13 protein-coding genes, 1 pseudogene and 1 riboswitch are annotated in these 18,150 nt (G+C 68.2%); of the genes and pseudogenes, 9 read left to right on the forward strand and 5 right to left on the reverse strand.

The genetic code is table 11. The annotated features are described in order from the left end of the window. Positions 1 to 48: 48 nt before the first annotated feature. Entirely contained in the window at positions 49 to 255 is a 207-nt protein-coding gene (locus ASD77_RS02100) for a hemin uptake protein HemP (RefSeq protein ID WP_055936650.1), read from the reverse strand. Positions 256 to 592: 337 nt separating this feature from the next. On the opposite strand from ASD77_RS02100, the gene ASD77_RS02105 reads away from it, so the two are divergent. The 5 genes from ASD77_RS02105 (at position 593) to ASD77_RS02125 (ending at position 5,495) form a co-directional block, all read left to right on the forward strand. After that, on the forward strand, positions 593 to 1,162 hold the full coding sequence (locus tag ASD77_RS02105) for a TMEM165/GDT1 family protein (RefSeq protein WP_235578450.1): 570 nt from the start codon (positions 593 to 595) through the stop codon (positions 1,160 to 1,162). A gap of 68 nt (positions 1,163 to 1,230) precedes the next feature. Next, positions 1,231 to 2,529, forward strand: a complete 1,299-nt coding sequence (locus ASD77_RS02110; RefSeq protein ID WP_055936652.1) for a nucleoside transporter C-terminal domain-containing protein — start codon at positions 1,231 to 1,233, stop codon at positions 2,527 to 2,529. A 118-nt stretch (positions 2,530 to 2,647) separates the two neighbouring features. Further along, positions 2,648 to 3,619, forward strand: a complete 972-nt coding sequence (locus ASD77_RS02115; protein WP_055940885.1) for a ribokinase — start codon at positions 2,648 to 2,650, stop codon at positions 3,617 to 3,619. Positions 3,620 to 3,657: 38 nt separating this feature from the next. Beyond that, a complete protein-coding gene (gene dusB / locus ASD77_RS02120) occupies positions 3,658 to 4,650 on the forward strand; it encodes a tRNA dihydrouridine synthase DusB (protein ID WP_055936653.1) in 993 nt (330 codons plus the stop codon). 23 nt (positions 4,651 to 4,673) lie between these two features. Beyond that, complete coding sequence (locus ASD77_RS02125; RefSeq protein ID WP_055936655.1) at positions 4,674 to 5,495, forward strand: class I SAM-dependent methyltransferase; 822 nt, start codon at positions 4,674 to 4,676, stop codon at positions 5,493 to 5,495. A gap of 1 nt (position 5,496) precedes the next feature. Here ASD77_RS02125 and ASD77_RS02130 read toward each other — a convergent pair whose 3' ends face one another. The 3 genes and pseudogenes from ASD77_RS02130 to ASD77_RS02140 all read right to left on the reverse strand — a co-directional run bounded on the left by ASD77_RS02130 (position 5,497) and on the right by ASD77_RS02140 (position 9,171). Beyond that, positions 5,497 to 6,597: a metal-dependent hydrolase gene (locus tag ASD77_RS02130; protein WP_055936658.1), complete on the reverse strand. Its 1,101-nt coding sequence runs from the start codon at positions 6,595 to 6,597 to the stop codon at positions 5,497 to 5,499. Between the two features lie 32 nt (positions 6,598 to 6,629). Further along, a pseudogene (locus ASD77_RS02135) lies at positions 6,630 to 7,447 on the reverse strand (UDP-2,3-diacylglucosamine diphosphatase). Then, complete coding sequence (locus ASD77_RS02140) at positions 7,444 to 9,171, reverse strand: GNAT family N-acyltransferase (protein ID WP_200947348.1); 1,728 nt, start codon at positions 9,169 to 9,171, stop codon at positions 7,444 to 7,446. The pseudogene ASD77_RS02135 and the gene ASD77_RS02140 overlap by 4 nt, the downstream one beginning before the upstream one ends. A gap of 204 nt (positions 9,172 to 9,375) precedes the next feature. Here ASD77_RS02140 and metK point away from each other — a divergent pair, with 204 nt between their 5' ends. The 3 genes from metK to ASD77_RS02155 all read left to right on the forward strand — a co-directional run bounded on the left by metK (position 9,376) and on the right by ASD77_RS02155 (position 13,166). Then, positions 9,376 to 10,587, forward strand: a complete 1,212-nt coding sequence (metK, locus tag ASD77_RS02145) for a methionine adenosyltransferase (protein WP_055936661.1) — start codon at positions 9,376 to 9,378, stop codon at positions 10,585 to 10,587. Positions 10,588 to 10,768: 181 nt separating this feature from the next. Next, positions 10,769 to 11,266: an acyl-CoA thioesterase gene (locus ASD77_RS02150; protein WP_055936664.1), complete on the forward strand. Its 498-nt coding sequence runs from the start codon at positions 10,769 to 10,771 to the stop codon at positions 11,264 to 11,266. Positions 11,267 to 11,306: 40 nt separating this feature from the next. Next, on the forward strand, positions 11,307 to 13,166 hold the full coding sequence (locus ASD77_RS02155) for an ATP-binding cassette domain-containing protein (RefSeq protein ID WP_055936670.1): 1,860 nt from the start codon (positions 11,307 to 11,309) through the stop codon (positions 13,164 to 13,166). A gap of 349 nt (positions 13,167 to 13,515) precedes the next feature. On the opposite strand, the gene ppc is transcribed toward ASD77_RS02155, so the two are convergent. Beyond that, a complete protein-coding gene (gene ppc, locus ASD77_RS02160; RefSeq protein ID WP_055936673.1) occupies positions 13,516 to 16,239 on the reverse strand; it encodes a phosphoenolpyruvate carboxylase in 2,724 nt (907 codons plus the stop codon). Positions 16,240 to 16,394: 155 nt separating this feature from the next. Continuing rightward, positions 16,395 to 16,522, forward strand: a riboswitch (S-adenosyl-L-homocysteine riboswitch). Between the two features lie 35 nt (positions 16,523 to 16,557). Here ppc and ahcY point away from each other — a divergent pair. Then, positions 16,558 to 18,000 (forward strand): adenosylhomocysteinase, encoded by a 1,443-nt coding sequence (gene ahcY, locus ASD77_RS02165; RefSeq protein ID WP_055936676.1) that lies wholly within the window; start codon positions 16,558 to 16,560, stop codon positions 17,998 to 18,000. Positions 18,001 to 18,150: the final 150 nt, after the last annotated feature.

The raw sequence follows: 18,150 nt of genomic DNA on the forward strand, positions 1-18,150 counted from the left end.
GGTGGAGAGGGTCGATGCCGTCGGCGGTACGTGACGACGGGGTGGCGGTTACTTGGTGAGGATCAGCTTGTCGTTGCTGGTGTGACGCAGGCGGTAGAGGCGGTCGCCGTGGCGGATCAGCACTTCGCGCTGGCCCTTCAGCAGACTCTCGCTGTCCAGGGCGTCCTGGTCGCGGGGAGCGATGGACGGCAGGGAGAGGCGCTCGCGCAGCGCCGACGTGTCGGCCAGGGGCAATGCAGTGACGTTCGAGATCATGGGTGGGGCTCCGGAGAAGGAACGTCATTGATGATAATGATTCTTATTTGCGAGTCAACACCTCCGCATCCTGCCCGGACGGGCGGTCAAATGAGAATGGCTTCGCCCCTCCGCGGCACACATCCTTACAATGCGCGCACTTTCCTCCTCCGGGGAGTAGCCCACCCGTCCTGACGGGTTCCGCGCGTCAACACACTTGGTCCGCCGACCATGGTGCGCGGGACGAAGCGATCCGCTTCGCCGGGCAAGACCGAAGGCAGGCGTCGTGCTTACCCGGGCCGGGCAGTGCGTCGTTTGCCTTCGCGCCTGACGCGAATGCCTGGCCCCGGAGTTGTTGATGCAATCGCTGCACGCCCTGCTGGTGTCCACCGGCACCGTCACCCTGGCCGAGATCGGCGACAAGACCCAACTGCTGGCCCTGCTGCTGGCCGCGCGCTACCGCAAGCCGTGGCCGATCGCCTGGGGCATCCTGGCCGCGACCGTGGTGAACCACGCCCTCTCCGCGTGGCTCGGCGCCGAACTGACCGAATGGCTTTCGCCCGAGGTGCTGCGCTGGCTGGTGGCCGCCAGCTTCCTGGCCGTGGCGCTGTGGACCCTGAAGCCGGACACGCTGGACGAAAACGAAAAGCTGCCCGCCCACGGCGCCTTCATCGCCACCACCCTCGCCTTCTTTCTGGCCGAGATCGGCGACAAGACCCAGGTCGCCACCGTTCTGCTGGCCACCAAGTACACGCCGCTGTGGCAGGTGATCGCCGGCACCACCGTCGGCATGCTGCTGGCCAACCTGCCGGTGGTCTGGCTGGGCCATCGCTTCGCCGACCGACTGCCGCTGACGCTGGCCCGGACCCTGGCCGCCGTGGTGTTCCTGGCCCTGGCGATCTGGGTGGCCTGGCACGGGATTGCCTGAACGGACTGGCCGAGCCGGCGCGCTGCTAGACTGCGCGGTCAGAACAACACGCAGGACTGGGGGAATACATGCTGGAAGTCTTGGGGCGGATCGGCTTCGGCCTGTTCGGTCTGGCGGTGCTGATCGGCATCGTCTGGCTGTTCTCCAACAACCGTCGGGCGATCGACTGGAAGCTGGTCGCCACCGGCATCACCCTGCAGATCGCCTTCGCGGCGCTGGTCCTGCTGGTGCCGGGCGGACGGGAAGTGTTCGACGCCCTCGGCCATGGCTTCGTCAAGATCCTGAGCTTCGTCAACGCCGGCTCCAGCTTCATCTTCGGCAGCCTGATGAACACCGAGACCTACGGTTTCATCTTCGCGTTCCAGGTGCTGCCCACCATCATCTTCTTCGCCGCGCTGATGGGCGTGCTTTACCACCTGGGCGTGATGCAGTTCATCGTGCGGATCATGGCCCTGGCCATCACCAAGGTGATGAAGGTGTCCGGCGCGGAGACCACCAGCGTCTGCGCCAGCGTCTTCATCGGCCAGACCGAGGCCCCGCTGACGGTACGTCCGTACATTCCCAAGATGACCGAGTCCGAGCTGATCACCATGATGATCGGTGGCATGGCCCACATCGCCGGCGGCGTGCTGGCCGCGTATGTCGGCATGCTGGGTGGCGGCGACGCCGAACAGCAGGCTTTCTACGCCAAGCACCTGCTGGCGGCCAGCATCATGGCGGCGCCGGCCACGCTGGTGGTGGCCAAGCTGCTGATCCCGGAAACCGGCACGCCGCTAACCCGTGGCACGGTGAAGATGGAAGTCGAGAAGACCTCCAGCAACATCATCGATGCGGCCGCTGCGGGTGCGGGCGACGGCCTGCGGCTGGCGCTGAACATCGGCGCGATGCTGCTGGCCTTCATCGCCCTGATCGCGCTGCTGAACTGGCCGCTGACCTGGTTCGGCGAAGCGACCGGGCTGGCCGCCGCGATCGGCAAGCCGACCGACCTGGCCACGATCTTCGGCTACCTGCTGGCGCCCATCGCCTGGGTGATCGGCGTGCCTTGGCAGGACGCGACCACGGTCGCCTCGCTGATCGGCCAGAAGGTGGTCATCAACGAGTTCGTCGCCTATCTGCAGCTGGCCGATATCGTGAACGGCAAGGTTCCCGGCGTGACGCTGTCGGAAGAAGGCAAGCTGATCGCCACCTACGCGCTGTGCGGCTTCGCCAACTTCAGTTCGATCGCGATCCAGATCGGCGGCATCGGCGGGCTGGCGCCGGAGCGGCGTTCGGACCTCGCGCGCTTCGGGCTGCGTGCCGTGCTGGGCGGCACCATCGCCACGCTGATGACGGCCACCATCGCCGGCGTGCTGTCGCACTTCGGCTGATCGGGGCAGGGCGGCCGGCGGCCGCTCCGCTCTTTCTGTCTACGTTCCCCTCCCGTGACCGCGGCGTTGCCGCGGTACGGACCTCAGGTATCACCGCATGAACACGCCTTCCCCCACCCTGTCCCGCGTCGTCGTCGTGGGCTCCTTCAACGTCGATCACGTCTGGCGCTGCGATACCCTGCCCGTGGCCGGCGCCACCATCGCCGGCCGCTACGCCAGCGGCGCGGGCGGCAAGGGATTCAACCAGGCGATCGCCGCGGTGCGCGCGGGCGCGGCCACCACCTTCGTCTGCGCCCTCGGCGACGATGCCGGCGGTCGCCTGGCCCGCGACCTGGCCAGCGTCGATGGACTGGACCTGCGCGCGCAGGCCAGCGAGGAACCGACGGGCACGGCCGGCATCTATGTGGATGCGCACGGGCGCAACACCATCGTGATCGGCGCCGGTGCCAACGCCGCGCTGTCGACCGGCTTCATCGACGCACAGGCGGACGTGCTGGCCGCTGCCGGGGTGGTGCTGGTGCAGCTGGAATCGCCCTTGGACACGGTGCTGACCTCGCTGCAGGCCGCACGTCAGCAGGGCGCGGTGACGGTGCTGAATCCTGCCCCGGCCAACGCCGCGACGACGACCGAACTGCTGGCGCTCGCCGACCTCATCACGCCCAACGAAACCGAGTTCGCCGCGCTGCTCGCCCGCCATCTGGGCGAACGCATCACCGCCGACGACGTCGCCACGCTCGACGGCGTGACCCTGCACCAGCATTGCCGGCAACTGCTCCCGCACGGCACGGTCGTGGTGACGCTGGGCGCCACCGGCGTTTACGTCTCGCATCCGGAGGACGCGCTTCGCGGCGACCCGCGACCGCACTACCGCGTGGCGGCCGAGGCGGCCACCGTCGTCGACACCACCGGCGCGGGCGATGCCTTCAATGGGGCGCTAGCCGCCTCGCTGGCCGGGACCACGGCGCCGGCCTTTGCCGACCACGTGCGCTTCGCCAACCGCTATGCCGCCCTGTCGACCGAACGCGCCGGCGCGGCACTGGCCATGCCGACGCTCGCGGAGCTGATCGCCCGCCACGGCGAGCAGGCCTGACGGTTTCCCGCGCCGGGCGGGCGGCGGATAATGCCGCCATGCAGATCGGACCCTACCGCATCGACCCGCCGGTGATGCTGGCCCCCATGGCCGGCGTCACCGACAAGCCGTTCCGCCTGCTGTGCAAGCGGCTGGGCGCGGGCCTGGCGGTGTCGGAAATGACGATCAGCGACCCGCGCTTCTGGCACACCGCCAAGTCGCTGCACCGCATGGACCACGAGGGCGAGCCCAGCCCGGTCAGCGTGCAGATCGCCGGTACCGAGCCGGAGCAGCTGGCGCATGCCGCGCGCTACAACGCCGACCACGGCGCGCAGATCATCGACATCAACATGGGCTGCCCAGCCAAGAAGGTGTGCAACGCCTGGGCCGGCTCGGCGCTGATGCGGGACGAAGCGCTGGTGGGCCGCATCCTGGAGGCGGTGGTGAAAGCAGTGGACGTACCGGTCACGCTGAAGATCCGCACCGGCTGGGACTGCGACCATCGCAATGGTCCGATGATCGCACGCATCGCGCAGGAAAGCGGCATCGCCTCGCTGGCCGTGCACGGCCGCACGCGCGACCAGCATTACACCGGGACCGCCGAGTACGACACCATCGCCGCCATCAAGGCCGCGCTGCGCATCCCGGTGGTAGCCAACGGCGACATCGATTCGCCGGAGAAGGCCGCCTACGTGCTGGCGAAGACCGGCGCGGACGCGGTGATGATCGGCCGCGCCGCACAGGGACGGCCCTGGATCTTCCGCGAGATCGCGCATTTCCTCGCCACCGGCGAACACCTGCCGCCGCCGTCGCTGCCAGAAGTCCGCGACCTCCTGCTCGGCCACCTGCATGCCCTGCATGATTTCTACGGGGAACCGCAGGGCGTGCGCATCGCCCGCAAGCATCTGGGCTGGTACGCCAAGGACCGGCCGGAGAACCTCGCCTTCCGTGCGGTGGTGAACCGCGCGGAAAGCGCCGACGAGCAGGTACGCCTGACGCGCGACTACTTCGATGCCCTCGTCGCCGGCGAATCGCTGGCGACGGCGGCCTGACCGCTCATTTTCCGGAGTCTTCCATGACCGACACCAATGCCGTCTACGTGCACGGATTCTCCCCGGTGGAGCAGGCGCGGCTGATGAAGCAGGCCCGCTTACTGGAAAGCACCATCTTCAACCGCATCGACTACACCGGCGTGCGCCGCCTGTTGGAAGTCGGCAGTGGCGTCGGGGCGCAGACCGAGATCCTGCTGCGCCGCTTCCCCGACCTCCATGCCACCTGCGTGGACCTCAACACCGCGCAGCTCGACGCCGCACGCCACAACCTGGCACAGATGCCGTGGTGTCGCGACCGCTATGCGCTGCAGGAAGCCGACGCGAGCCGGCTGCCGTACGGCGCCCGCGAATTCGATGCCGCCTTCCTGTGCTGGATCCTGGAGCATGTGCCGAATCCGGCCCGCGTGCTCAGCGAGGTCCGTCGCGTGCTGGCGCCCGGTTCGCCGATCTACATCACCGAGGTGATGAACTCCTCGTTCCTGCTGCACCCGTACTCGCCTAACACCTGGCGCTACTGGATGGCGTTCAACGACTTCCAGTACGACAGCGGCGGCGATCCGTTCATCGGCGCCAAGCTGGGCAACCTGCTGCTGGCCGGTGGCTACCGCGATGTGGTGACGGAGATCAAGACCGTGCACTTCGACAACCGCGAGCCGGCACGGCGTAAGGACATGATCGCGTTCTGGGAGGAACTGCTGCTGTCGGCCGCCGACTCGATGGTCGACTCCGGGCGCGTACCCCAGGACGTGGTGGACGGCATGCGCAACGAGATGCGCGATGTGCAGAACGATCCGGACGCGGTGTTCTTCTACGCCTTCGTGCAGGCGCGGGCGACGGTCTACTGAGCTACGGTGCGGCCGGCGCGTCCTGCGCCGGTGCGGCGGGCGCACTGCCCGGCCCCAGCGCGGCGCGTATCGGTTCCGTGGAGGGGTGGCGGATGCGCTGCCACATCGCCGCCAGCAGGGTGCGCACGCCGTCCCAACCTGCGAGGGGCATGGACCAGGGTTGCTGCACCGGTGCGATGGCCTGCCAGCGTCCGTCGCGCTGCTCGGCCACGTTGAAGCGGAAGTTGTAGTCGGGCTCCATGCCCATGCGCAGGTCGGACAGCACCAGTTGCCCCTCCTGCACCTGGGCGCGCATGAAGCCGCGGTTGAACCAGCCCAGCCGCTGCACGGCCGGCACGTCCGCCGCTTCGCGCAGCGCCTGCACGTTGGACGGATAGCCGCGGAAATGCAGGGGTCCGTCGTCGACCAGCACCGACCGCTCGGCTTCGACATAGCCCGACGGCGTCATCGCCACCACGCGCCACAGCAAGGTGTTGAACGGCATCGGCACGGAGAAATACGGCGCATCGCCCAGTCCCATCGACGCGAGCGTCCGCTCGGCCTCGCGGTCCACCATCGACTTGGCCAGCAGCGACCAGCCGAGGTAGGCACAGCTCAGCACCAGTCCGACCGCCAGCGCACGCTGCGCGGCCACGCGCTGGTGCAGGCACCATGCGGCGATGCACGCGACCAGCAGCCATATCGTGTAGAGCGGGTCGATGATGAACATGCTCGACCACATCGTCGGCGGCGGCGCCAGCGGCCACCACAGCTGCGTGCCGTAGACGGTGAAGGCGTCCAGCAGCGGATGCGTGACCAGCGCCAGCTGGATCGCCCAGAACCACCGCACCGGCGAGGCCGCGACGCGCCCGTTGCCGAAGCGCTTGAACAGCCACCAGACCAGCCAGCCCACCAGCGGCAACACGAACAGCGAATGGCTGAAGCTGCGGTGCACGGTCATCAGCGTGACCGGATTGTCGGAGAACAACGCGATGGGCAGGCTGTCGAGATCCGGCAACGTGCCGAGGGCGGCACCCGCCAGCAAGGCGGCGCGGCGATGCGCGGCGGGGGCGATGATGGCGGCGACGGCGCCGCCGAGAACGATCTGGCTGAGGGAATCCATGCGCCGATCCTAGCAGCCGGACGTGCGTTTCCTCACGCGGCGCGTGGCGTGTCCTGCGCCACCAGTCGCAGCCTGGGCGCCACTTCGCCCAGCACCTTGCCAGTGTGCGACAGCAGGCACAGCGTGCCATCGGCCTCCTCGCTGAGCGCGGTCAGGCTCTCGACCCAGTCGCCGTCGTTCGCGTACAGCAGGCCATCGCGCTGCAGCAGCGAGGCGCGGTGGATATGCCCGCAGACGATGCCGTCAAGCCGCGGCGACGCGCATCGTCCAGGCCGGCCTGAACGAAGCGGCCGATGTAGCGCTCGGCGGCGTCGCTCTGCCGTTTGAGGTATTCGGCCAGCGACCAGTAGCGCAGGCCGAGGCGGCGGCGCAGCCGGTTGGTCAGGCGGTTGCCGGTGAGGATGCGGTAGTACAGCCAGTCGCCGAACTTTTCCTGCAGGCCGCCGAAGTGTGTGACGCCGTCGTAATCGTCGCCGTGCGTCACCAGCAGGCGGCGACCATCCAGTGTGGTGTGGATGGCGCGTCGGCGCACCTGCATCGCCGGCAGCATCAGGCCGCAGAAGCGACGGATCGGACGGTCGTGGTTGCCGGGGACGTAGATCAGTTCGGTGCCGTTGCGCACCAGCGCATGCAAGGCTTCCACCACGCGGTTGTGGGCGGCGTCCCAGGAAGCACGACGCTGCGCCATCCACCACAGATCGACGATGTCGCCGACCAGGTAAAGCCGTTTGCACTGCAGGCCGGCCAGGAAATCGGCGAACTCGGCCGCGTGGCAGTGTTTGGAACCCAGATGGACGTCGGAGACGAAGACCGCGCGCCGCATCGCAGTGGGCACGGTCCGCGGGTTCATGCCGCCGCCTCCACGGGGCGCCACGCATCGCCGAGGTAACGCTCCCGCTTTCGCGGCCGGATACGGTGCAGGTCCACTTCGATCAGGCCATCGAGGGAATCGCTGAAATCCGGATCCACGCCGAAGGCGAGGAAGCGCGCGCCGCCGGGTTCGCACAGGTCGGTGTACTGCTTGTAGAGCATCGGCACGGTCGCCCCCAACGTATCGAGGTTGGTCTTCAGCACGCGGAAGGCGGTCTCGGCATCCAGCGCATCGAAGCACGGCGGCGTCGCGGTGTAGCGGAACGGATGGCGCGACCGCGCTTCGCCGCTCGGATCGCCGTAGTAGTGCGCGTAGTACGCGACGATCTGCTCGCGCGCATCCAGCGGCAGCGCGGCGCTCATGGACACCGCGCCGAACAGGTAGCGCACGCGCGGATGCCGGCGCAGGTAGGCGCCGATGCCCTGCCACAGGTAGTCGATGCTGCGGCTGCCCCAGTAGTCGGGCACCACGAAGCTGCGCCCCAGTTCCATGCCCGCGGCCAGCCGCGGCAGCGCATCGTCGGCGTAATCGAACAGCGACGCGGTATAGAGCCCCTTCAGCCCCTGCGCGGCCAGCACCGGCGCGCCACGGGCGATGCGGTAGGCGCCGGCGATCTTCCGCTGCGCCGCGTCCCACAGCACGATGTGCTCGTACCAGGTGTCGAAGGCATCCACATCCATCCGCTTGCCGGTGCCCTCGCCCACCGCACGGAACGTCAGCTCGCGCAGGCGGCCGATCTCGCGCAGCAGCGGCGAGCCGCCCGCCAGCCTTCCCACGCAGATGCGCTTGCCGTCGGTGGTCTCGCCCAGCACGTCGAGCGTGTCGATGCAGGCGGCCAGCAGGTCCGGCGCCAGCGCGCCCACCAGCGGTTCGGCCGTGTCGGCCGGTTCCGGTGACGCCGCCTTCGCGGGCCGTCCGAGGGCGTACAGCGCCGAACGCACCCGCTCGATCACGGTGGCGGCGGCTTCTTCCGCATCCACGCGCAGCACGTGGCCGACATGCAACTGCAAGCGCCGCTGGCTGCGGCGGAACATCTCGCGCGCCAGCAGCGCGGTGCCGGCCGGCTTGAACAGCGCCGAGGCGCCGTAGAACAGCGGGGAGTTGCGCGCCTGCACGCGGATCGGCAGCACGGGTGCTCCGGTCGCCCGCGCGAAGCGCAGGAAACCGCGGCGCCAGCGCGTATCGCGCACGCCACGCGGCCCCAGCCGCGACACCTCGCCGGCCGGGAATACGATGACGCACTGCTCGGCCTCGAGCGCCCGCTCGACGGCGCGCACGCTGTCGGCGCCCGGCGCGCCGCCCAGGATGCGCACCGGCAGCAGCAGTTCCGCCAGCGGCGCGATGCCCATCAGGAAATCGTTCGCCACGATCCGCACGTCGCGGCGCACGCGGCCGACGAGTTGCAGCAACGCCAGGGCATCGAGCGCACCGGACGGATGGTTGGCGACGATCAGCAAGCGGCCCTGCGCAGGAATGCGGCGCTCGCCTTCGGGCTCGACCGTCGGGCGCAGGTTGAGGTGGTCGATGGCCGCGTCGACGAAGGCCAGCCCTTGCAGGTGACCGTGGTCGGCGAGGAAGGCATAGGCCTGGTCGAGCTTCGACCAGCGCCCCAGCGTGCGCAGCAGCGGCTGGGTCAGCCGGGCACGACGGCCACGGAACCAGTGGGGATAGCGTTCGGCGATCTGGCGTTCCAGCGGGTGCATGGCAGGGGCCGGCGGCGGGGTTTCGCCGCGCAGCCTGCGCGCGTCCGGCGACAGCCCGGTTGCCGTTTTCTGGCAATCCGGTGACAGCAGGCCGTGACCCGCGCTTAACCCGCGGCGACCCTGAACGACGCAGAATGCACGCACCCTCTGCGGCGTGTATCATGCGCGCCCATCTTTTCATCCGAATTAAAGGATATAAGCCCGATGTCCAGCTACCTGTTCACCTCCGAATCGGTCTCCGAAGGCCATCCGGACAAGATCGCCGACCAGATTTCCGATGCTGTGCTGGACGCGATCCTGGCCCAGGACAAGCGCGCACGCGTGGCCTGCGAGACGTTGGTGAAGACGGGTGCGGCCATCGTGGCCGGCGAAGTCACCACCACCGCGTGGGTCGACATCGAGTCGCTGGCGCGCAAGGTCATCAACGACATCGGCTACGACAATTCGGACGTCGGCTTCGACGGCCACACCTGCGCCATCATCAACATGCTGGGCAAGCAGTCGCCCGACATCAACCAGGGCGTGGACCGCAAGAAGCCGGAAGAACAGGGCGCCGGCGACCAGGGCTTGATGTTCGGCTACGCCTGCAACGAGGCGCCGGAATTCATGCCGGCCCCGCTGTACTACAGCCACCGCCTGGTCGAGCAGCAGGCCAAGGTGCGCAAGAAGGGCAAGCTGAAGTGGCTGCGCCCGGACGCCAAGTCGCAGGTCACCCTGCGCTACGACGGCAACAGCATCCTCGGCCTCGACGCTGTCGTGCTGTCGACCCAGCACGATCCGGACATCAAGCAGAAGGACCTGATCGAGGCCGTGCGCGCCGAGATCCTGGTGCCGGTGCTGCCGAAGAAGTGGCTGGATGCGCTGCCGAAGAACAAGGTGCACATCAACCCGACCGGCAAGTTCGTCATCGGCGGCCCGGTGGGCGACTGCGGCCTGACCGGCCGCAAGATCATCGTCGACAGCTACGGCGGCATGGCCCGCCACGGCGGCGGCGCGTTCTCGGGCAAGGATCCGTCGAAGGTCGACCGCTCGGCCGCCTACGCCGCGCGCTATGTGGCCAAGAACATCGTGGCCGCCGGCCTGGCCGACAAGTGCGAGGTGCAGGTCTCCTACGCCATCGGCGTGGCCGAGCCGACCTCGATCTCGGTCACCACCTTCGGCACCGGCAAGGTCGGCGACGACCTGATCGAGAAGCTGATCCGCAAGCACTTCGACCTGCGCCCGTACGGCATCACCAGGATGCTGGACCTGGAGCACCCGATCTACCAGCCGACCGCCAGCTACGGCCACTTCGGCCGCAAGCCGAAGGAGATCAGCTACACCGACGGCGCCGGCAAGAAGCACACCGCGACCGCCTTCTCGTGGGAGAAGACCGACCGCGCCGACGCGCTGCGCAAGGACGCCAAGATCAAGTGACGACCCGGCGCGCCTGCGTAAGCGCAGGCGCCCTTGCCGGGCCGTCACCCCTGCGAAAGCAGGGGTCCAGTGCCTTCAGGAACGGGCCGCGAAAGCGGCCCGTTTCCTTTTCCAAGCAAGGGCTGCACGGCCCGCACCGGGATCGGTTAGCCTGCCCGCCAGTTCCCCGCGGACGCATGCCATGGACACCCTGAAAAGCCACCAGCTCACCATGACCGTGCTGATGACGCCGGACATGGCCAACTTTTCCGGCAAGGTCCACGGCGGCGCCATCCTCAAGCTGCTCGACCAGGTGGCCTACGCCTGCGGCAGCCGCTATGCCGGCAAGTACGTGGTCACCCTGTCGGTGGACCAGGTGATGTTCCGCCAGGCCATCAACGTGGGCGAACTGGTGACCTTCCTGGCCTCGGTCAACCACACCGGCACCTCGTCGATGGAAATCGGCATCAAGGTGGTGGCCGAGGACATCCGCAAGCAGAGCGTGCGCCACGCCAACAGCTGCTTCTTCACCATGGTGGCGGTGGACGACGAGGGTCGGACCACCCCGGTCCCGCCGCTGGAACCGTCCACGCCGGACGAGATCCGCCGCTTCGCCGCCGCGCGCCTGCGCCGTCAGTTGCGCGAGGAAATGGAACGGCGACACGCCGAGCTCGGCAGCCTGGCGGCGGAAAACGCCTGATCGGCCGCTGCGACCGGCGCGCGCCGGCTACAATGCGCGCATGTCATTGATGCAATTCCAGCGGGTCGACTTCAGCGTCGGCGGGCCGCTTCTCCTCGAACACGTCGACCTGTCCATCGAAGCCGGCGAGCGCGTCTGCATCGTCGGCCGCAACGGCATGGGCAAATCCACCCTGATGCGGCTGATGGCAGGCGAACTGAAGCCGGACGACGGCGAGATCCGCGTGCAGAACGGCGTGGTGGTCGCACGCATGGCGCAGGAAGTGCCGCAGGACACGCAGGGCACCGTGTTCGACGTGGTCGCCCAGGGCCTGGGCGACCTGGGCCAGCTGCTGGCGCGTTACCACCACGCGCTGCACGACGGCGACATGGACGCGATGGGCGAAGCCCAAGCGCAGATCGAAGCCCAGCACGGCTGGGACCTGGACCTGCGCGTGCAGCAGGTGCTGACGCGCCTGGAGCTGCCGGAAGAGACCGACTTCGCCGCGCTGTCCGGCGGCATGAAGCGCCGCGTGCTGCTGGCGCAGGCGCTGGTGCGCAATCCCGGCATCCTGCTGCTGGACGAGCCGACCAACCATCTCGACATCGAGGCGATCGCCTGGCTGGAAGGCTTCCTCAAGTCCTTCGGTGGCAGCATCGTGTTCGTCACCCACGACCGCAGCTTCCTGCGCTCGCTGGCCACGCGCATCCTCGAGATCGACCGCGGCCAGCTGACCAGCTGGCCCGGCGACTACGACAACTACCTGCGTCGCCGCGAAGAGCGCCTGCACGCCGAGGCGCAGGAGAACGCGCGCTTCGACAAGCTGCTGGCGCAGGAAGAGGTCTGGATCCGCCAAGGCATCAAGGCCCGCCGCACCCGCAACGAAGGCCGCGTGACCGCGCTGAAGGCGATGCGCCGCGAGCGGGCGCAGCGCCGCGACCTGTCCGGCAACGTGCGGATGGAAGCCGCAGCGGCGCAGTCGTCGGGCAAGAAAGTCATCGAGGCCACCCACATCACCCAGGCCTACGACGGCCGCGTTCTGCTCGACGACGTGTCGGCGACGATCATGCGTGGCGACCGCGTCGGCATCGTCGGTCCCAACGGCGCCGGCAAGTCGACACTGCTGAAGATCCTGCTGGGCGAACTGGCCCCGCAGCAGGGCGAGGTGAAACTGGGCACCGGCCTGCAGATCGCCTACTTCGACCAGCACCGCAGCCAGCTGGACGACACCCGCACCACGCTGGAGAACGTCGCCGAGGGCAGCGATTTCGTCGAGATCAACGGCAGCCGCAAGCATGTGATCGGCTACCTGCAGGACTTCCTGTTCTCGCCCGAGCGCGCCCGCGCGCCGATCACCCGCCTGTCCGGCGGCGAGCGCAACCGGCTGCTGCTGGCCAAGCTGTTCGCGCAGCCGTCCAACCTGCTGGTGATGGACGAACCCACCAACGACCTGGACGTGGAAACGCTGGAACTGTTGGAAGAGCTGCTGCTGGACTACAAGGGCACGCTGCTGCTGGTCAGCCATGACCGCGACTTCCTCGACAACGTGGTCACCAGTACGCTGGTGCTGGAAGGCGAGGGCCGGCTGGGCGACTACGTGGGCGGTTACTCCGATTGGCTGCGCCAGCGGCGCACGCCTGCCGCAACCTCCGCCACGCCTGCCAAGCCGACGCTGTCGCACCAGCCCGAACCCGCCGCCGCCAAGCGCAAGCTCGGCTTCAAGGAAGCGCGCGAGCTGGAACTGCTGCCCTCGCGCATCGAAGCGCTGGAAGGCGAGGTCGCCAAGCGCACCGCCGCGATGAACGATCCGGCCTACTACCAGCAGTCCCCTGCGGACCTGCAGCGCGCCAACGACGAACTTGCGGCCAAGCAGGCCGAACTGGACCACGCCTATCAGCGCTGGTCGGAGCTGGACGGGTAAGCGACGGCAGGTAGTGGGAATGCATGTGGGAGCGACGTAAGTCGCGATGGAACATGTGTAATGCTTCATCGCGACTTACGTCGCTCCCACCCCAAACCTGGCTCGATCCCTCGGTGTCCCGCATCCCCTTCGACATGCGCTTGATGCTCGTGGCTCGCGACCGGCCTTGAACGCGCGCGAACGACGGTCGGGTTGCGAAACCGGCGATATGGGACTTTGCGTACCAGCGTCATCCGGAGCTGGGGGACCGCAGCGGCATGATGTCGATGTGGGAGCGATGTAAGTCGCGATGGAACACCGGTAACGCTTCATCGCGACTTACATCGCACCCACATCACACTCTCTGCCTTCACCCGGTGTTCTGCACACCCTGCGACACGCCGTTAATGCTGGCGACCAGGGCATGCAGCAGCGTGTCGTCCTCGCGGTCGCTGTCGCGCCAGCGCTTCAGCAGGTCGGCCTGCATCACGCTGATCGGGTCGATGTAGGGATTGCGCAGGCGGATCGACAGCGCGAGGCGCTGGTCGTGCTGCAGCAGCCATTCGTTGCCGTTGAGCGCCAGCACCCAGCGCACCACGGTGGCGTGCTCCCGCTGTACCTGCGGGAAGAACTCGTCATGCAACGTACCGGACATCTTCGAGTACATCTCGGCGATGCTCAGGTCGCCCTTGGCCAGCACCATCGAGACGTCGTCGAGGAAGGTCTTGAAGAACGGCCAGTCGCGGGCCATTTCCGCCAGCGCATCTTCGCCATACGCGTCCACCGCCGCCTGCAGGCCGGTGCCCACGCCGTACCAGCCGGGAATCACCGCGCGCGCCTGGCTCCAGGCGAAGACCCACGGGATCGCCCGCAGGTTGCCGAGGGCGGCGTCCTGTCCCAGGCGCCGCGAGGGCCGCGAGCCCAGCGTCATCCGTTCGATCACGTCGATCGGCGTGGCGCTGCGGAAATAGTCCATGAAGCGCGGCGACTGCACGAAGGCGCGGTACGCCTGCGAACTTTCCTCGGCCACCCGCGCCATGATCTCGCGCCAGCGCGCCTCGCGCGGCTCCGGCGGGCGCGGCCGCAGGCTAGACAGCAGCACCGCGCCGACCGACTGCTCCAGCGAGCGCAGCGCCAGCGCACGGATGCCGTACTTGCGGTGGATCACCTCGCCCTGCTCGGTCACGCGCAGGCGTCCGTCGACGCTGCCGCGCGGCGCCGCTTCCAGCGCGCGCGAGGTCTTGCCGCCACCGCGGATGATGGAGCCGCCGCGGCCATGGAAGAACGTCAGCTTGATGCCCAGGTCCTGCGCGGCATCGACCAGCTCCACCTGCGCGCGCTGCAGCCCCCAGCGCGAGGCGGCGATACCGCCGTCCTTGCCGCTGTCGGAGTAGCCGAGCATCACCATCTGCACGTTGTCGCGCGCGGCCAGGTGAGCGCGGTAGACCGGATCGGCGAGCAGATCGCGCAGCACGTCCGTGCCATGGCCAAGGTCATCGATGGTTTCGAACAGCGGCGCGATGTCGAGCGGCACCTGGCCGGCGTCGTCGACCAGGCCACCGCGCCGCGCCAGCGCCAGTACGGTAAGCACGTCGGCGCGGCTGTGCGCCATGCTGATGATGTAGGTGCCGAGCGCATCGGTGCCGTGGCGCGTGCGCGCATCGGCCAGCGCGCGGAACACGGCATCGAGCCGGTCGTTGCCCTCTTCGCTGCTGGCGGGCAGCATCGCGTCTCCGCTGGCATACGGCCCCAGCAGCGCCGCGCGTTCGACTGCATCGCGGTGTTCCCAGTCCGCATCTTCCAGTGCCGCCGCGACGGCGCGCGCATGCACGCTGGACTCCTGGCGCACGTCCAGCCGCGCGAGATGGAAGCCGAACGTGCGCACGCGCCACGCCAGCCGGCGCACGGCGAACCAGCCGGCATGCAGGCCGCGGTTGGCTTCCAGGCTGTGCAGGATCAGGTCGATGTCGGCCGCCAGTTCCGCGGGTGAGCCGTAGCCCTCGGGGCGATCGTCCAGTGTGGCCTGCAGCCGCGCGCGCATCAGGTCGTTGAGCAGGCGGTACGGCATGTCGCCGTGGCGCGGACGCGACTTCTTCGCCGCGTCCGGCATCAGCGCGCGGTAGGCCTCCACGCGCGCGGTGACCTCGGGCGACACGCCGATGATGGCGCTGGACTGGCTGAGCAACGTGGTCAGCTGGCGCAGTTCCTTCAGGTAGCGCGTGAGGATGGCGCGGCGCTGGGCGTCCAGGGTGGCGCTGACCGTGCGCGCATCCACATTCGGATTGCCGTCCATGTCGCCGCCGACCCAGGTGCCGAAGCGCAGCACGCGCGGCAGGTGCGTGGTGACCTCCGGCGCGGGACCGTAGACGTCGGTGATCGCGCTTTCCAGCGTTTCGTACAGCACCGGGATGACGCGGTAGAGCACTTCGATCAGGTAGAAGCCGACGTGTTCGCGCTCGTCCTCCACGCCCGGGCGCACCGGCGACGAATCGGCCGTCTGCCAGGCCGACGTCAGCGCCATGCGGAAGCGGGCGGTGTCGGTGGCCAGTTCGCCCGGCGTGCGCGTGCCGTCCAGCCCATTGATCAGGCTGGCCACCATCAGCTGCTCTTTCTCCAGCAACGCACGGCGCACGGCTTCGGTTGGATGCGCGGTGAACACCGGTTCCACGTCGATGCGCGGCAGCCACTGCGCGAGTTCCTGCAACGTCACGCCCTGCGCCTTCAGCTTGGACAGCGTGTCGTGCAGGCCGTCCGGCTGCGGGCGAGTGCTGCCGGCACGCTGGTACTCGCGTCGGCGGCGGATGCGGTGCACGCGTTCGGCGATGTTGACCACCTGGAAGTAGGTGCTGAAGGCGCGGATCAGCGATTCGGCCTGCGCCGGGGCCTGGCCCTCCAGCAGGCCGGCCAGCGACTGCGGCGGATCGCCGGCCTGCCGGCGTGCGATGGCAGTGGTGCGCACACGCTCCACCTCGGCCAGGAAGGCCGGCGAGACCTGTTCGGCGAGCATGTCGCCGACCAGGGCACCGAGCCGGCGCACGTCTTCACGGAGGGGGACATCGGGCGGAGCAAATTCGAGGCTGCGGGGGCTGTTCATGCGCGCGGCGGGGTTCCCGTCTTTCGTGGCTGGCCGTGATTGGTATGGTCGTTCGGGACGATTGGTCTGCTGCAAGGCAGCAATCCGAAGCCTACCCGATCACGTGAACGGCGGCGTCATCGTTTCATCCGGAACAAGCGATATAATGGGCGCCCTTCGCCGAGGGGCGCTGCGACCGTGACATGTGCGGATCCTTCCGCAAAAGCCTGCACATCCCTGTGCAGACTTTCCACATAGTCCGGCCAGGCTCGGTGGAATGAACCTGCAACGGCGCCCGGATACCCTGCGACCCTGATCGCACAGACCGGAGCAAGAGCCATGAACGCAGTACGCAAGTTTTCGACCGAAGGCGACTACAAGGTCGCCGACATCTCGCTGGCCGATTGGGGCCGCAAGGAACTGGACATCGCCGAGCACGAGATGCCGGGCCTGATGTCGATCCGCCGCAAGCACGCCGCCGCCAAGCCGCTGAAGGGCGTGCGCGTGACCGGCTCGCTGCACATGACCATCCAGACCGCGGTGCTGATCGAGACGCTGAAGGACATTGGCGCCGACGTCCGCTGGGCCTCGTGCAACATCTTCTCGACCCAGGACCACGCCGCCGCCGCGATCGCCGCCACCGGCACGCCGGTGTTCGCCTGGAAGGGCGAGACGCTGGAAGAGTACTGGGACTGCACGCTGGACGCGCTGACCTTCACCCTGCCCGACGGCACCCTGACCGGCCCGGAGCTGGTGGTGGACGACGGCGGTGACGTCACCCTGCTGATCCACAAGGGCTACGAGCTGGAACAGGGCGACACCACCTGGGTGAACAGCGCCGCCGGCAGCCACGAGGAGCAGGTGATCAAGGACCTGCTGAAGCGCGTGGCCAAGGAGCGTCCCGGTTACTGGACCCGCGTGGTCAAGGACTGGAAGGGCGTGTCCGAAGAGACCACCACAGGCGTGCACCGCCTCTACCAGATCGCCGAACAGGGCAAGCTGCTGGTGCCGGCGATCAACGTCAACGACTCGGTCACCAAGTCCAAGTTCGACAACCTGTATGGCTGCCGCGAGTCGCTGGCCGACGGCCTGAAGCGTGCGATGGACGTGATGCTGGCCGGCAAGGTCGCGGTGGTCTGCGGCTACGGCGACGTCGGCAAGGGCTCGGCGCATTCGCTGCGCGCCTACGGCGCCCGCGTCATCGTCACCGAGATCGATCCGATCTGCGCGCTGCAGGCGGCGATGGAAGGCTTCGAGGTCAACACGGTCGAGGACAGCCTGGGTCAGGCCGACATCTACGTCACCACGACCGGCAACAAGGACATCATCACCCTCGAGCACATGAAGGCGATGAAGGACCAGGCCATCGTCTGCAACATCGGCCACTTCGACAACGAGATCCAGGTGGACGCGCTGTACGCCTCGGATGCCACGCGCATCAACATCAAGCCGCAGGTGGACAAGTTCGTGTTCCCGAACGGCAACGCGATCTTCCTGCTGGCCGAAGGCCGCCTGGTGAACCTGGGCTGCGCCACCGGCCACCCGAGCTTCGTGATGTCCAACTCGTTCGCCAACCAGACGCTGGCGCAGATCGACCTGTGGGCCAACAAGGACGTATACGAAAAGACCGTCTACCGCCTGCCCAAGCAGCTGGACGAGGAAGTCGCGCGCCTGCACCTGGAGAAGATCGGCGTGAAGCTGACCACGCTGACCAAGGACCAGGCCGACTACCTGGGCGTGGCGGTCGAAGGCCCGTACAAGCCGGACCATTACCGCTACTGATCGCCTCCGCGGTCACGACGCAAAGGAACGGGCGCCCCAGGGCGCCCGTTCCTCATTGCGTGACGGGCATCGGCTCCTGCCACCGCGCAGACGCGCCTCCGCGCTTGCCTCACCGGCGCGATCATCGCAAGCTTGGCCGCCGTTCCGATC

The organism is Pseudoxanthomonas sp. Root65, assembly GCF_001427635.1.
Lineage (GTDB): Bacteria > Pseudomonadota > Gammaproteobacteria > Xanthomonadales > Xanthomonadaceae > Pseudoxanthomonas_A.

Bases quoted from the DNA above. Each gene is read 5' to 3' on its own strand.
- ASD77_RS02100 (WP_055936650.1), bottom strand. From the start codon at position 255: ATGATCTCGAACGTCACTGCATTGCCCCTGGCCGACACGTCGGCGCTG.
- ASD77_RS02105 (WP_235578450.1), top strand. From the start codon at position 593: ATGCAATCGCTGCACGCCCTGCTGGTGTCCACCGGCACCGTCACCCTG.
- ASD77_RS02110 (WP_055936652.1), top strand. From the start codon at position 1,231: ATGCTGGAAGTCTTGGGGCGGATCGGCTTCGGCCTGTTCGGTCTGGCG.
- dusB (WP_055936653.1), top strand. From the start codon at position 3,658: ATGCAGATCGGACCCTACCGCATCGACCCGCCGGTGATGCTGGCCCCC.
- ASD77_RS02125 (WP_055936655.1), top strand. From the start codon at position 4,674: ATGACCGACACCAATGCCGTCTACGTGCACGGATTCTCCCCGGTGGAG.
- ASD77_RS02130 (WP_055936658.1), bottom strand. From the start codon at position 6,597: ATGGATTCCCTCAGCCAGATCGTTCTCGGCGGCGCCGTCGCCGCCATC.
- ASD77_RS02140 (WP_200947348.1), bottom strand. From the start codon at position 9,171: ATGCACCCGCTGGAACGCCAGATCGCCGAACGCTATCCCCACTGGTTC.
- metK (WP_055936661.1), top strand. From the start codon at position 9,376: ATGTCCAGCTACCTGTTCACCTCCGAATCGGTCTCCGAAGGCCATCCG.
- ASD77_RS02150 (WP_055936664.1), top strand. From the start codon at position 10,769: ATGGACACCCTGAAAAGCCACCAGCTCACCATGACCGTGCTGATGACG.
- ASD77_RS02155 (WP_055936670.1), top strand. From the start codon at position 11,307: ATGTCATTGATGCAATTCCAGCGGGTCGACTTCAGCGTCGGCGGGCCG.
- ppc (WP_055936673.1), bottom strand. From the start codon at position 16,239: ATGAACAGCCCCCGCAGCCTCGAATTTGCTCCGCCCGATGTCCCCCTC.
- ahcY (WP_055936676.1), top strand. From the start codon at position 16,558: ATGAACGCAGTACGCAAGTTTTCGACCGAAGGCGACTACAAGGTCGCC.